We start from the raw sequence: 13,926 nt of genomic DNA on the forward strand, positions 1-13,926 counted from the left end.
TGGATTCGCACGTGGGTTTGATGCCCTATTGACCAAGCGCGACCGCTTTTTCGTACAACGCCCAAGCGGTAGTGTTATCGGCTTGTTCATTCTGGATAGGGTATCCCCGTGAGGAGGTGTGCTGCAGGTGGGTTTATCTCGCCTAGCATTGGTTCTCAAGGTCTCGATTCAACCATAATGCTGAACTGGCTCATAAGGCTCTGCATGGGGGATTTAACCAATTGAGTACCAAGCTCATTACGCAGGAAGGTTTCGAGGCTCTGAAAAACGAGCTGGATTACCTGTGGCGGGAGAAGCGTCCGGATGTGACGCAGAAAGTCACCTGGGCGGCCTCCCTGGGGGACAGGAGTGAAAATGCGGACTATCAATACAACAAGAAACTCCTGAGGGAAATTGACCGTCGGGTTCGCTACTTGCGCAAGCGACTCGAAGACATGAAGGTCGTGTCGTATTCGCCGGAGCAGGAGGGCCGGGTGTTCTTCGGCGCCTGGGTCGATATCGAGAACGAAGAGGGCGAAACCAAGCGCTTCCGTATCGTCGGTTATGACGAGATATACGGGCAGAAGGATTACATCTCCATCGATTCGCCCATGGCCCGGGCACTCTTGAAGAAAGAAGTCGGCGACGAGGCGATAGTGCAGACGCCCGGCGGAGAAGTGTGCTGGTGGATCAATCAGATCGAATACGTGAAATGACCTGCCTGCGAGGGGCTTACCCCTCGCGCAGTACTGTCAGCGGGCTGGCATTCAATGCCCGGCGCGTTCCATAGACACCGGCACCTCCGATCAGCAGAGCTCCGATAATGGGCAGGAGCAGCAGCCAGGGATGTGGATGCCAGGGCAGGTCGAAGGCAAAGCGATAGAGCACCAGGCTCACCAATTCCGATCCCAATGCGGCCAGTAGCCCGCTGACGGCTCCCAGCAGCCCGAACTCGATACGCCGGGCCTTGACCAGTAATTGTCGTTCCGCCCCCAGCGCCCGTAGCAGGGCGCCCTGACGAATACGCTCGTCCAGGGTGGCCTGCAGTCCGGAAAACAGCACGGCCATGCCGGCGGCGAGTACGAACAACAGCACGTATTCCACGGCCAGGGTGACCTGGGCCAGGATGCTGCGCAGTTGTTCGAGCAAGGCCTCCACTTGCAGGATGGTCACTGCCGGGAAGGCCCTGGACAGCTCGACCACCTGCTGGTCGTGGCCCGCAGCCAGATAGAAGCTGGTCAGGTAAGTGGCAGGCAAATCCCGCAGCGTGCCCGGCTGAAAGATCATGAAAAAGTTGGGCTGGAAATTGTCCCAGTTGATTTCCCGCAGGCTGGTCACCCTGGCCTCGCGATTGACTCCGCCGACGCTGAACGTCATCTGGTCGCCAAGTTTGAGTTTCAGGCTTTCGGCCACTTGGGCCTCGACCGAGACGCCAGGCAAATCCCCTTCGGGCTGTTGCGCCCACCACGAGCCGCTGGTGATCTTATTGCCTTCTGGCAGATCCGCGGCCCAGGTCAGGCTCAAGTCCCGCTGTACGGCGCGGTCGCCACTGGAGTCCTTGCTGACGATTTCCCGAACCGGTTCGCCGTTGATGCTGATCAGCCGCCCTGGCACTACCGGATACAGGGGCGCGGAAGGAGCGGAAAGCGCCACCAGCTTGTCGGTGAAGGCCTGCTTGTCCGCGGGCAGGATATTCAGGGCGAAATAGTTCGGCGCGTTTTTGGGCAACTGGTTTTGCCAGGTGTCGAGCAGTTCTCCACGCAACAGCGCAATCAGGGCCATCGATAGCAGGATCAAGCCGAAGGCCAGGGATTGTCCGGCAGCGGCCAAGGGATGCCGCAGTAACTGGCCCAAACCCAGGCGCCATGGCAGCGACGCCTTGGCCAGCAAGCGACGCAGACTCTGCAGGGCCAGCAGCAGTAATCCACCCAGAACCAGGGCGGCAATGACGCCGCCACCGAGCAAGGCGAAGGTCAAGAGCAGATCCAGGCTCAGGCGCCACATGATCAGGCCCAGGGCCAGCAGGGCGGCGCCATAAACCATCCAGGTGCTTGGGGGGATCGGCAGCAGGTCACGACGCAACACCCGCAAGGGCGGGACACGCCCCAGCGCCGCCAAGGGCGGCAGGGCGAACCCCCCAAGCGCCACCAGGCCGGTACCGATACCGGCGACGGCGGGGAGCAATCCGCCGGGAGGCACATCGGTTGGTAGCAGGTCATGCAGCAGATAAAACAGCCCAAGCTGGGCGAGCCAGCCGAGCAGCGCACCGACGATGCTGGCCAGGATGCCGAGCAGGGCCAGTTGCAAGGTGAACAGCAGCATGGTTTCCCGGCGGGACAAGCCCAGGCAGCGCAGCAGCGCGCTGGCGTCGAAGCGGCGGGAGGCGAAGCGCGCGGCGGACAGGGCAACTGCCACGCCTGCCAGCAGCACCGCCACCAGGCTGGCCATGTTCAAGTAGCGTTCCGCCTTGCCCAGGGCTCCGCCGATCTGGCGGTTGCCATCTCGGGCATCCTGCAGGCGCTGATTGGCCGTCAGGCCAGGCTTGATCAATTGGCGATAGGTTTCCAGGGCGCTTCCTGGACCGCGCCAGAGTTCCTTGTAACTGACCCGGCTGCCCGGTTGCACCACGCCGGTGGCGTTCAGGTCGCTCAGGTTGATCAGTACCCTGGGTGTCAGGCTATAGAAGTTGCCGGCGCGATCCGGTTCGTAAGTCAGTACCCGGCTCAGGCGCAGGGTTTTCATCCCGACGTCGATGCTGTCGCCGATTTTCAGGTCCAGCGCGGTCAACAATCGGGCTTCGACCCAGGCTTCGCCTGGTTGTGGACCGCCGCCGATTTCTTCCGCCGCGTAAGGGGCCGGGGCACTTTTCAGCTGGCCGCGCAGCGGGTAGGCGTCGTCCGCGGCCTTGATACTGGACAACTGGATGCCATTGTCGGTGGCGATCACACTGGAGAACTCCACCACCTGCGCATGTTGCAGGCCCAGTTCCCGGCCGCTTTGGATCTGTTCGGGCCTTGCCGGAGAGCTGCTTTCCAGCAGCAGGTCCGCGCCGAGAAACTCCGTGGCGCGCAGCAGCATCGCGCCGTTGAGGCGCGCGCCGAAATAGCCGATGGCAGTGCTGGCGGCTACCGCCACTACCAGGGCGAAGAACAACACCCGCAGTTCTCCGGCGCGGGCGTCGCGCAGAAGTTGGCGAACGGCAAGGCTGAACAGGCGCAACAGCGGTAGACGTGCCATCAAGGCTCCAGGGGGGTGACCAGCAGGCCGGCTTCAAGGCGGATCAGGCGCCGGCAACGATGGGCCAGGCGTTCATCGTGAGTGACCAGGACCAGCGTCGTGCCGCTTTCCTTGTTCAGATCGAACAGCAGGTCGCTGATGCGCTCGCCGGTGTGGCTGTCGAGGTTGCCGGTCGGCTCGTCGGCGAACAGCACGTCAGGCTCGGCGGCGAAGGCGCGGGCGATGGCTACCCGCTGTTGTTCGCCACCGGAGAGCTGGCGAGGCGAGTGGCTCAGGCGTTGCCCGAGCCCGACGCGCTGGAGCAGTTCGGTCGCACGCTCGCGGGCATCCCGGCGGCCATCCAGCTCCAGGGGCAACATCACGTTCTCCAGGGCATTGAGGCTGTCGAGCAGTTGGAACGACTGGAAGACGAAGCCCACATGCTCGGCGCGGATTCGGGCGCGCTGGTCTTCGTCCAATGTGCCCAGGCTGCGGCCGGCCAGGGTGACCTCGCCGCTGCTGGGCAGGTCGAGACCGGCCAGCAGGCCGAGCAGGGTGGATTTTCCGGAGCCGGAACTGCCGACGATGGCCAGGCTGTCGCCTTTGTTCAGTTCCAGGCTGAGTTCGTGCAGGATGGTCAGTTCACCTTCCGCGCTGGGAACCACTTTGCTAAGGTTCCGCGCAGTGAGAATGCTTGCGCCCATGGAGAATCCGATGCGTGTGTGGTTTTTGAGTGCTGGCCTGGCCTTGATGTGCATGGCCCAGAACGCAGCGGCGGGTACAGTCCTGATCGTTGGCGATAGTATCAGCGCGGCTTTCGGCCTGGATACCCGGCAGGGGTGGGTGGCATTGCTCGAGCAGCGGCTCAAGAGTGAAGGTTTCGACGATAAGGTGGTCAATGCTTCCATCAGCGGCGACACCAGTGCAGGTGGCCAGGCGCGGCTGCCGGCGCTGCTTGCAGAGCACAAGCCGGAGCTGGTGATTCTCGAATTGGGCGGCAACGATGGCCTGCGCGGGCAACTGCCCACGCAATTGCAACAAAATCTTGCTTCGATGATCGACAGCTCCAAGGCCAGTGGTGCCAAGGTGCTGTTGCTTGGCATGCAGCTGCCACCCAATTACGGCGTGCGCTACACCCAGGCGTTTGCCGAGGTGTACAGCAAGCTCGCGAATGAAAAAAACGTGGCGCTGGTGCCGTTTTTTCTGGAAGGGGTCGGCGGTAATCCCGAGCTGATGCAGGCCGATGGCATCCACCCCGCGGTCGCTGCTCAGGGCAAGTTGCTGGAAAATGTCTGGCCGACGCTAAAACCGCTGCTTTGACGCTTTTCTACCGGCAGTGTTTCGGCTAATGTGGCGCCCCCGATTTGGAGCCCCCGATGCCGCGTCCCGCCTGGTCCCTGTTTGCCTACCAACTGATCGAGCCTGACGAACAGCTCGACCTGTTCGCCTGCCAGGAAGTCCGGGTGCATCTGGTGACGCGTCAGCTGGAGTTGGGCGGCTCAGCCGATCGCACGTTGTGCGGCACCTTGCTGCCTGCGCAACCGCGCTGGTCGAGTGTCGACCGGACCATTTTCCAGGACCAGCGCCTGTGTCCGTTGTGCCGGGCAATCCTCGAATCGCAAAAGCGCGGCACGCCGCCGATCTGGCCAGAGTTGCGTTTCGAACTGTAAGGCAGCAAGTTCTCGCCCGGCCCCCTTCTTGCGTTGATGCAGCTGTCGCTCCCGCAGCCACGGGGGCGGGTGTACAATCACTTTTTTACTCGTTGATCATGCGAAGGATTTTCCGGATGTTGCCGCGCTTTCCTGTCGTCACCCGTTGCCTGACGCTTGCCGCCTTCTGTGTGGCTGGCCCCGTTGCCGCATTGGAACTGCCTCTACCTCCACCGGGCGAAGATATCGTCGGTCAGGTACAGGTGATCAAGGCCAAGTACGAAGACACCTTTGCCGACCTGGGCACGACCTACGACCTGGGCTATTACGAGATGGTCGCGGCCAACCCGGGAGTCGATCCCTGGTTGCCGGGCGCAGGCACCGAAGTGGTGTTGCCGACGCGCTTCATCCTGCCGCCGGGACCTCGTGAAGGCATCGTGATCAACCTCGCCGAATATCGCCTGTACTACTACCCGAAAGGGCGGAACGTGGTGTACACCTTCCCCCTGGGTATCGGCCGGGAAGGTTGGGGGTCGCCGATCGCCCATACCAGCATCGTCGCCAAGACTCCGAATCCGACCTGGACGCCGCCTGCCTCGATCAAGGCCGAGCACGCGGCTGACGGTGACCCACTGCCGAACGTGGTGCCGGCGGGGCCGGACAACCCGTTGGGACCATTCAAGTTTACCCTGGGCACGCCGGGCTACCTGATCCACGGTTCGAACAAGAAGTTCGGTATCGGCATGCGAACCAGCCACGGCTGCTTCCGGATGTTCAACAACAACGTCCTGGAAATGGCCAGCATGGTGCCGGTGGGGACATCGGTGCGCATCCTCAACGATCCGTACAAGTTCGGTATCAGCGCTGGCAAAGTTTATCTGGAGGCTCATACGCCGCTCGATGACAAGGGCAATCCGTCGGTCGTGGACAAACACACCGCGGTGATCAACGCCTTGCTCAAGCGTGAAGACCTGGCCAATAACCTGCGGATGAATTGGGATGTAGTGCGCGACGTGGTGGCGGCCGAAGATGGTTTGCCAGTAGAGATCGCCATACCGACCAATGCACCGGTGGTATCGGCGGTGCCTATCGATATGCAGCAGTAACGGCTGGAACAGCAACCCGTCGATGCTTCAGGGTGTCGACGGGTTTTTTATTGCCACAAGAAAATCCGGGCAATAAAAAAGCCGACCCAATAAATGGGTCGGCTCGATAACAATCCCGAGGGATTATTACTTGCGGCTAGCTTTTTCCAGCATACGCAGAGCGCGCTCGTTAGCTTCGTCAGCAGTCTGTTGTGCTTTTTGAGCAGCAGCCAGAGCTTCATCAGCTTTACGGTAGGCTTCGTCTGCACGAGCCTGGGCACGAGCTGCTGCGTCTTCAGTTGCAGTCAGACGAGCTTCGGTTTCTTTGGATACGCTGCTGCAACCGGTAGCCAGAACTGCGGCCAGAGCCAGAGCAGAGAATTTCAGAACGTTGTTCATCGTGTTCCCCTTCAAGGACTTTCTATTAAGTAGCTATCTCATCCGAGTGATGAAATGGCCGGCGTACATACTACCCATTACTTGTAGTAAGTAAACTGACGTAGCGCAAGAAGCAAAAAAAATTCTAGGCGTTGAATCTTTTTCGAGCAACTTTTTATCGATCTGTATAAAAAATACGCAACCTTGTCACCCTGTTGGGAGCTTGCGCTTGTTAAGCGCATCTGCCGCAGAGTCCCTTTGCATGGCGCTCGCGGAGTGTAGGCTAAAGTCTATCTATATCGATTCGTCTACACTTTTGTTCAGAATCTGTGGGGCGCCTCACGCATCTTTGTCCATGTTGAGGTGACTTTAAATGGGTGGGCTCGTCTTAAATCTCAACATCCGGCGATGTTCAGGTTGTTGATCATCAGGTGGTTGGATCGAGTGCTTTGCATGTATCCGGGAACAGGTCCGGGGGAAGCATCGACACTAAACTGGCCTGATGCCGGTAGCTTGAATGCAAGCGTCCCTTGAGCATTGGTGCCAATGGTGCCTACTATTTGAAACGTGCTCGGTCATGCGAGAGCGGCAAGCTCTGCTCGGTGTCCAGACAGGCACGGGGTGGCGTAGTTGTTCCTTCGCCGGAAAAACATCGGTAAGGTAGGGGTCAGAATCCAAGACCCGCGAGGAGTAGTGATGAGCGAGGCGTTGTCCATCCACCATGACCAGGCTGGTCATCAATTCGAGACCAATGTGGACGGTCATCGTGCCTACCTGACCTATATGGACCTGGGTAAGCAGACCCTGGATATTTATCGGACGTTCGTGCCTAACGCGCTGCGCGGCCGTGGTATTGCTGCGGCACTGACCGAGCAGGCGTTGGAATATGCTGATCGCATGGGGTACACGGTGATTCCGTCGTGCTCATATGTGGAGCGCTACATGGAGCGCCATCAGCGCCACGCCGCGAAACTCTGAGCGGGGACACCAAAAAAAAACGCCGGGCTTGGCCCGGCGTTTTTGTGTCTGCGATACGGGATCAGGTGCGAACCCGTTTTGGCAGGACGTCCTTGAGCTTGGCGTGCATGCTGCGCAAGGTTTTCTCGGTGCTTTCCCAATCGATGCAGGCATCGGTGATCGACACGCCGTATTGCAGTTCGGCCAGGTCCTTGGGAATGGCCTGGCAGCCCCAGTTCAGATGGCTTTCGACCATCAGACCGATGATCGACTGGTTGCCTTCGAGAATCTGGTTGGCCACGTTCTCCATTACCAGTGGCTGCAAGGCCGGATCCTTGTTGGAGTTGGCGTGGCTGCAGTCGACCATGATGTTCGGCTTGATCTTCGCCTTGTTCAGCGCCTGCTCGCAGAGGGCGACACTGACCGAGTCATAGTTCGGCTTGCCATTGCCTCCGCGCAGAACCACGTGACCGTAGGCATTGCCCTTGGTGGTGACGATGGATACGCCACCTTCCTGGTTGATGCCGAGGAAACGGTGAGGGCTGGAAACCGATTGCAGGGCGTTGATGGCAACGGTCAGGCCGCCGTCGGTGCCGTTCTTGAAACCTACTGCCGAAGACAGGCCGGAAGCCATCTCGCGGTGGGTCTGGGATTCGGTGGTACGCGCACCGATCGCCGACCAGCTGATCAGGTCCTGCAGGTATTGCGGGGAGATCGGGTCCAGCGCTTCGGTGGCGGTTGGCAGGCCCATCTCGGCCAGGTCCAGCAGCAGTTGGCGACCGATGTGCAGACCGTCCTGGATCTTGAACGAGTCGTCCAGGTACGGGTCGTTGATCAAGCCTTTCCAGCCAACGGTGGTCCGTGGTTTCTCGAAGTACACGCGCATCACCAGGTAAAGGGTGTCGGAGACTTCGGCGGCCAGGACTTTCAGGCGCTCGGCATACTCGTGGGCAGCCTTGATGTCGTGGATCGAGCAAGGGCCGATGACGACGAACAGACGGTGGTCGGTGCCGTCGAGAATATTGCGGATCACTTCGCGACCCTTGGTCACGGTGCGCAGGGCGGCGTCGCTCAGCGGAATGTCGCGCTTGAGCTGGTCGGGAGTGATCAGGGTTTCGTTGGAGGCGACGTTAAGGTCGTTGATCGGTAAATCAGCCATCGTGTTACTCGTCAGGTCACGGGTGCCGGCCGCCAGCGATCCCCGCGCGGCGGTGCACAGCGGATTTAAGCGCGTCGGGGAGCCGAACCTTAGCGCGTTACACCGGGGCTCGACAATGGGCAGAGACGGGTTTAATCCAGCGCTGGCTGCATAAAAGCCTGATGAACCCGGTCGTGGGAGAACTCGGCGGCGTGCTGTTCGACCCATTGCTGGGCCAGGGTTTCGATCTGTCGCTGCTCGGCCTGGGGCTCATGCAGGTGGCAGTAGTGGGCGATCTGGCACACCTGCTCACTCATTCGGGCACGGAACAGGGTCTGTTCGTCGATGAAGGCGATCCCCACCAGGTAGCCACGCTTGCGTCGCAGGCACCAGGCCACATAGCCGTTGTAGCGGGCGTTTTCACCCAGAGTGGGCATGCAGATTTCCAGTGCAGTGCCGCGGCGCCAGGCGCGGTGATAATTGCAAGCCATGCCGCCGAGGCTGATAGTGTGCAACCGTTGACGCGAAATGCATGCGTGCTTGCGTAAGGTCAGCTCAACCGGAACATCGTCAGGATGAGGAATGAAACGTCCCATGAACGCGGACTCCGAGTGTCGGCTATGTGACATTGTTTCTCCCAGTATAGTGGTCGAATTGGAGCTGACTGATTTCGATATCGATCAGCGGCTGTTGGCGATGAGCGGTGTTTCGCTGGTGATATTCACCAGCGTCGGCTGCGCCAGTTGTCGCTGGGCCCGGCAGCAGTTGCCCGGCTTCGATCTGCCGATCGAGCGGTTGTGCTGGATCGATGCGGGAAACAATGGCGGCGCGGTCGAGCGTTATCAGGTGTTTCACTTGCCGGCACTGTTCGTGGTGCGCGACGGTGAGTTTTATGGGGCCTTGCAGTCGCGCCTGACACCCGGCGAGCTCGGCGAGCGACTGGCACAGGCGCTGAATCGAATTCCAGAGGAGTTGCCTTGATGGAAGCAGTCCACACGCCGCGAATCGGCATTATCGGTACCGGAGCGATCGGTGGTTTCTACGGGATGCTGCTGGCGCGAGCCGGCCTGGATGTGCATTTCCTGCTGCGCAGCGAATTCGCCGCGGTCACCGAGCGGGGTTTGCAACTGCATAGCGCGGTGCATGGTGAGCTGACCCTGAACCCGGTCCAGGCCTATGCCAGTGCCGAAGACATGCCGCCCTGCGATTGGCTGCTGGTGGGAGCCAAGACCACCAGCAACGCCGAGTTGGCTCCGGCGATTCTTCGTGCGGCGGCTCCCGGCGCCAAGGTGCTGTTACTGCAGAATGGCCTGGATGTGGAGGACGGCTTGCGCGACCTGCTTCCCGACTCGCTGCATCTGTTGGGCGGCCTGTGTTTTATCTGCGTGCACCGTGCCGGGCCCGGGGTGATCGAGCATCAGGCGCTGGGCGCGGTGAACCTGGGGTATCACAGTGGCCCGGCCGCGCAGGACGAATCGCAGCGCCAGGCAATAGTGGAAGAGGGCGCCGCGCTATTCCGCAAGGCCAGTATTGATTCCCAGGCCATGGCCAACCTGCAGCAGGCGCGCTGGCAGAAACTGGTGTGGAACGTGCCGTACAACGGTTTGTCGGTATTGCTCAACGCCAGCACCACGCCGCTGATGGCCGATGCCGACAGCCGCGAGCTGATTCAGGCCTTGATGCGTGAAGTGGTGCAAGGCGCCCTGGCCTGTGGTCACAGCATGCCGGACGGCTATGCTGAGCACTTGTTCAAGGTGACCGAAAGCATGCCGGACTATTGGCCGAGCATGTACCACGACTACCGGCACAAGCGAGCGCTGGAGTTGTCGGCCATCTACGCCGCGCCATTGGCCGCGGCCAGGGCAGCGGGATGCGAACTGCCGAAAATGGAAGCCTTGTATCGGGCGTTGAGTTTTATCGACCGGCATAACGGTTGATCGCAGCATCGGGGGGAAGCGATATGGCAAAGGGCTTGGGCGGTAAACTGGTGGTGGCGATTTCGTCACGGGCCCTGTTCGATCTCAGCGAAAGCCATAAGGTCTATCTGGCCGAGGGGGTCGAGGCCTACCGCAAGTATCAGATCGATCACGAGGAGGAATCCCTCGAACCGGGCGATGCTTTTCCCCTGGTGAAAAAACTCTTGAGCCTCAATGCCAGCCTCGGCCGGGCGCGGGTCGAGGTGGTGCTGGTGTCGCGTAACAGTGCCGACACAGGGCTGCGGGTCTTCAACTCGATCCAGCATTACGGCCTGGATATTTCCCGGGCCGCTTTTGTCGGTGGCCGTAGCCCTTATCCCTATCTCGCGGCTTTCGGCTGCGACCTGTTTCTTTCCACCCACGCCGAAGATGTGCGCAGTGCACTGGACGCCGGGTTCGCCGCGGCGACCATTCTTTCCGGTGGCGCCCGGCGCGCCGCCAGCGCCGAACTGCGGATCGCCTTCGACGGCGACGCCGTGCTGTTTTCCGATGAGTCGGAGCGGGTCTATCAACTCGGTGGCCTGGAAGCCTTCCAGGCCAAGGAGCGCGAGTCCGCCCGCGAGCCGTTGCGCGGGGGGCCGTTCAAAGGCTTCCTTGCCGCGCTCAATCTGCTGCAGCGCGAGTTCCCCGACGATGATTGTCCGATCCGTACCGCCTTGGTGACGGCACGTTCGGCACCGGCCCATGAGCGGGTTATTCGGACCTTGCGCGAATGGGATATTCGCCTGGACGAATCGTTGTTCCTGGGCGGCCTGGAGAAGGCTGCCTTTCTCGAAGCCTTCGCCGCCGATGTGTTCTTCGACGATCAGGCGGGCCATTGCGAACTGGCTCGCGAAGTGGTCGCCACCGGCCATGTACCCCATGGCATCAGCAACGAAACCAAGGTTTAGCTCAATGTTCACGGGCTTGCGCGGGACGTCGTAGTCGCCTTGGCACTGCTAAGCTGAATCAATCTCCGCCATATTGGCAGTCGAGGAGGTCATATGATTCGTTCGATGCTGTATGCCACTGACCTCGGTCTGTATGCGCCCTATGTGATGCAACATGCCCTGGAGCTGGCTCGAACATTCAATGCCGACTTGCACGTGGTTCATGCGGTGGAGCCCATGGGGCTGTTTGCCGAATCGGTGTTGCAGAGTTATCTCGACGAACAGGCCCTGAATGAGTTTCACAGTCAGGGCCTGAGCACGGTGATGGCGAATATCGAGCAACGGGTACTCGACAGCTTTCGCGAAGAGTTGGGGGAGGGCATGCAGGATCTCGCGCTGATTCAGTCGGTCCGGGTCTTTCAGGGGGACCCCTCGCAAGTCATTCTCGAACAGGCGTCGAAACTCTCTGTGGATTTGTTGATCGTAGGAAGTCACAGCCATGGGGCGGGTGGTGAAACCCCATTGGGCAGGACGGCCGCCAGGGTACTGCAACTGGCCAAGGTTCCGGTTTACCTGGTGCCCTTGGTGCAGCGTCGACGGTTCGGAGATATCTGACGCGGCTATTGGAATTTTCTTAAGAAAAGTTCTAGATTTATTCTTCGAACCATTAATATAGTTATATACCGTCGCTGATGCCCGTGGCGTCTACCTGCTTTGAGGGATTCATATGAAGCTTCAACAATTGCGCTACATCTGGGAAGTGGCGCACCACGACCTCAACGTCTCTGCTACAGCCCAAAGCCTTTATACGTCGCAACCGGGTATCAGCAAGCAGATTCGCCTGCTCGAGGACGAGCTGGGGGTCGAGGTATTCGCTCGTAGCGGCAAGCACCTGACTCGCGTCACCCCGGCTGGCGAACGCATCATCACTACCGCTGGCGAGATCCTGCGCAAGGTCGAAAGCATCAAGCAGATCGCCCAGGAATTCTCCAACGAGAAGAAGGGCACCCTGTCGATCGCCACCACCCACACCCAGGCCCGTTATGCCTTGCCGCCGGTGATCAGCAGCTTCATCAAGCAGTACCCGGATGTGGCGTTGCACATGCATCAGGGTTCGCCGATGCAGATCGCCGAAATGGCCGCCGATGGCACCGTCGACTTCGCCATCGCCACCGAAGCGCTGGAGCTGTTCGGTGACCTGGTGATGATGCCGTGCTACCGCTGGAACCGTTGCGTGGTGGTACCGCAGGGCCACCCGCTGACCAAGTTGCCGAAGCTGACCCTGGAAACCCTCGCCGAATACCCGATCGTGACTTACGTGTTCGGTTTCACCGGCCGTTCCAAGCTCGACGAAGCCTTCAGCCATCGCGGTCTGACGCCGAAGGTGGTGTTCACCGCCGCCGACGCCGACGTGATCAAGACTTACGTACGCCTGGGCCTGGGTGTGGGCATCGTCGCCAAGATGGCGGTCGATACCAAGCTTGATAGTGACCTGGTGGTACTGGATGCCAGCGAGCTGTTCGAGTCGAGCATCACCAAGATCGGTTTCCGCCGTGGCACTTTCCTGCGTGGCTTCATGTGCGACTTCATCGAGAAGTTCGCGCCGCACCTGACGCGCGAAGTGATGGCCAAGGCCATTCAGTGCCACAACAAGCAGGAACTCGAAGAGCTGTTCGACGGCGTCGAACTGCCTGTCCACTAAGTCGTCGGGCTCACTTGACCTCGGTGACCGCGAACTGCTGCCGAGCGCCCGCGACGACGATCTCCAGCTCATCCCCCTCGAACTTGCCCAGCAGGCCTTTGCCCAGCGGTGAACGAGGGGTGATGACGGTCACCGGTTGCCCCACCACCTCGACCTTCAGCCCCGCCCCATCCGGCGCCAGGAACAGCCATTGTTCGTGGCCGTTTTCGTCTTCGAGGCCCAGCAGCGCGCCGACCTGGATACCAACCTGCTCGTCGTACGGGCGCAGGGTCAGGTTCTGGCAGAGCGCCAGCGCCTGCCGGATTTCCTCGACGCGCCTGGCCTGGCCGGCGGCGAGATAGGACGCCTCCAGCCCCAGGGTGTCGTACTTGTTTTCGGCAATGTTCTCTTCGTGGGTCGCCGCCTCATAGGCGGTCTGCGCCGCACGCTGGGCGATCTCCAGATCGCCGCGGAGCTTGTCGAGAATCAGTTGGTGGACAGTAGGCTTGTGCATGGTCAGGTTCAGGCTCAATCGCAGAATTGCAGGACGTTGGCCCGGCTCTTTTCGCTCGGCGCCGTCTGGTCCTGTTGCAACCAGAACTGGCATTTCGGGTTGGACTGGTTGCGCAGGTTGCTGCGTGCATTATCCAGTGCCTGCTGTTGTTCGTTCTTGCGCAGGTTTTCCTGGTATTGCTCGAACATGCGGTTGGAGGCGGCCGACTCCGTGCTGGGCGGTTTTGTCAGCTGTTGCACGGCCTGGGCGACGGGCGCCAATTGCTGGTCGAACAGAAAACGCCAGGCCAGCCAGCAGGTCAGGGCGATTGCCAGAAAACCCAGCCACAATCCCAGGGCAATACTGCCGCTGAGCTGAAGTGCGTTTACGCTGATACGTAATGATCGACGGGGTGTCGGGCGATAGGGCATGGCAGCCTCCTGGCAGGCGGTGTCGGCAAACCGTGATTGTCGCACGAAGATTATCGGCATTGGCTCTTCTGTCT

At 60.5% G+C, this 13,926-nt stretch carries 17 protein-coding genes; 10 read left to right on the top strand and 7 right to left on the bottom strand.

Annotated elements, in window-relative coordinates; translation table 11 throughout:
• Nucleotides 1-221 precede the first annotated feature (221 nt).
• Complete coding sequence (greB, locus tag NRG23_RS28800; protein ID WP_009050138.1) at nt 222-695, top strand: transcription elongation factor GreB; 474 nt, start codon at nt 222-224, stop codon at nt 693-695.
• Nucleotides 696-711: 16 nt separating this feature from the next.
• On the opposite strand, the gene NRG23_RS28805 is transcribed toward greB, so the two are convergent.
• Entirely contained in the window at nt 712-3,216 is a 2,505-nt protein-coding gene (locus NRG23_RS28805) for an ABC transporter permease (protein WP_257373106.1), read from the bottom strand.
• The gene (locus NRG23_RS28810) at nt 3,216-3,899 is read right to left on the bottom strand and encodes an ABC transporter ATP-binding protein (protein ID WP_038577159.1); all 684 of its coding nucleotides are present in this window, start codon (nt 3,897-3,899) and stop codon (nt 3,216-3,218) included. The genes NRG23_RS28805 and NRG23_RS28810 overlap by 1 nt, the downstream gene beginning before the upstream one ends.
• Before the next feature lie 10 nt (nt 3,900-3,909).
• Here NRG23_RS28810 and NRG23_RS28815 point away from each other — a divergent pair, with 10 nt between their 5' ends.
• The 3 genes from NRG23_RS28815 to NRG23_RS28825 all read left to right on the top strand — a co-directional run bounded on the left by NRG23_RS28815 (nt 3,910) and on the right by NRG23_RS28825 (nt 5,950).
• Complete coding sequence (locus NRG23_RS28815) at nt 3,910-4,515, top strand: arylesterase (protein ID WP_016704338.1); 606 nt, start codon at nt 3,910-3,912, stop codon at nt 4,513-4,515.
• A gap of 56 nt (nt 4,516-4,571) precedes the next feature.
• Entirely contained in the window at nt 4,572-4,865 is a 294-nt protein-coding gene (locus NRG23_RS28820) for a hypothetical protein (protein WP_007931378.1), read from the top strand.
• Between the two features lie 116 nt (nt 4,866-4,981).
• On the top strand, nt 4,982-5,950 hold the full coding sequence (locus NRG23_RS28825; RefSeq protein ID WP_009044964.1) for a L,D-transpeptidase family protein: 969 nt from the start codon (nt 4,982-4,984) through the stop codon (nt 5,948-5,950).
• Between the two features lie 126 nt (nt 5,951-6,076).
• On the opposite strand, the gene oprI is transcribed toward NRG23_RS28825, so the two are convergent.
• On the bottom strand, nt 6,077-6,328 hold the full coding sequence (gene oprI, locus NRG23_RS28830) for an outer membrane lipoprotei OprI (protein ID WP_003448337.1): 252 nt from the start codon (nt 6,326-6,328) through the stop codon (nt 6,077-6,079).
• A gap of 675 nt (nt 6,329-7,003) precedes the next feature.
• Between oprI and NRG23_RS28835 the strand changes: the two genes are divergently transcribed.
• Nucleotides 7,004-7,285, top strand: coding sequence for a GNAT family N-acetyltransferase (locus tag NRG23_RS28835; RefSeq protein WP_007931380.1), 282 nt, complete (start codon nt 7,004-7,006; stop codon nt 7,283-7,285).
• Nucleotides 7,286-7,346: 61 nt separating this feature from the next.
• Here NRG23_RS28835 and NRG23_RS28840 read toward each other — a convergent pair whose 3' ends face one another.
• Nucleotides 7,347-8,423, bottom strand: coding sequence for a 3-deoxy-7-phosphoheptulonate synthase (locus NRG23_RS28840; protein WP_009044963.1), 1,077 nt, complete (start codon nt 8,421-8,423; stop codon nt 7,347-7,349).
• A gap of 131 nt (nt 8,424-8,554) precedes the next feature.
• Nucleotides 8,555-8,998 (bottom strand): PilZ domain-containing protein, encoded by a 444-nt coding sequence (locus NRG23_RS28845; RefSeq protein ID WP_009050134.1) that lies wholly within the window; start codon nt 8,996-8,998, stop codon nt 8,555-8,557.
• Between NRG23_RS28845 and NRG23_RS28850 the strand changes: the two genes are divergently transcribed.
• The 5 genes from NRG23_RS28850 to cysB all read left to right on the top strand — a co-directional run bounded on the left by NRG23_RS28850 (nt 8,997) and on the right by cysB (nt 12,949).
• Entirely contained in the window at nt 8,997-9,383 is a 387-nt protein-coding gene (locus NRG23_RS28850; RefSeq protein WP_009050133.1) for a co-chaperone YbbN, read from the top strand. The two genes, NRG23_RS28845 and NRG23_RS28850, sit on opposite strands and share 2 nt — an antisense overlap.
• Complete coding sequence (locus NRG23_RS28855; RefSeq protein WP_053269656.1) at nt 9,383-10,339, top strand: putative 2-dehydropantoate 2-reductase; 957 nt, start codon at nt 9,383-9,385, stop codon at nt 10,337-10,339. Before NRG23_RS28850 ends, NRG23_RS28855 begins: the two co-directional genes overlap by 1 nt.
• 23 nt (nt 10,340-10,362) lie before the next feature.
• Nucleotides 10,363-11,268 carry a 5'-nucleotidase gene (locus NRG23_RS28860; RefSeq protein ID WP_016704334.1) on the top strand — a complete coding sequence of 302 codons (906 nt, stop codon included), beginning with the start codon at nt 10,363-10,365 and terminating at the stop codon, nt 11,266-11,268.
• 93 nt (nt 11,269-11,361) lie between these two features.
• Nucleotides 11,362-11,862, top strand: a complete 501-nt coding sequence (locus NRG23_RS28865) for a universal stress protein (protein ID WP_009050130.1) — start codon at nt 11,362-11,364, stop codon at nt 11,860-11,862.
• A 112-nt stretch (nt 11,863-11,974) separates the two neighbouring features.
• Nucleotides 11,975-12,949 carry an HTH-type transcriptional regulator CysB gene (cysB, locus tag NRG23_RS28870; RefSeq protein WP_007931387.1) on the top strand — a complete coding sequence of 325 codons (975 nt, stop codon included), beginning with the start codon at nt 11,975-11,977 and terminating at the stop codon, nt 12,947-12,949.
• A gap of 10 nt (nt 12,950-12,959) precedes the next feature.
• On the opposite strand, the gene NRG23_RS28875 is transcribed toward cysB, so the two are convergent.
• Both NRG23_RS28875 and NRG23_RS28880 read right to left on the bottom strand, forming a co-directional pair.
• Nucleotides 12,960-13,442, bottom strand: a complete 483-nt coding sequence (locus NRG23_RS28875; RefSeq protein WP_009050129.1) for an elongation factor GreAB — start codon at nt 13,440-13,442, stop codon at nt 12,960-12,962.
• A gap of 14 nt (nt 13,443-13,456) precedes the next feature.
• Entirely contained in the window at nt 13,457-13,852 is a 396-nt protein-coding gene (locus NRG23_RS28880; protein WP_016704332.1) for a hypothetical protein, read from the bottom strand.
• Nucleotides 13,853-13,926: the final 74 nt, after the last annotated feature.

This window comes from Pseudomonas sp. T8, from assembly GCF_024610635.1.
In the GTDB taxonomy this organism is placed as follows: Bacteria; Pseudomonadota; Gammaproteobacteria; order Pseudomonadales; family Pseudomonadaceae; genus Aquipseudomonas; species Aquipseudomonas chlororaphis_I.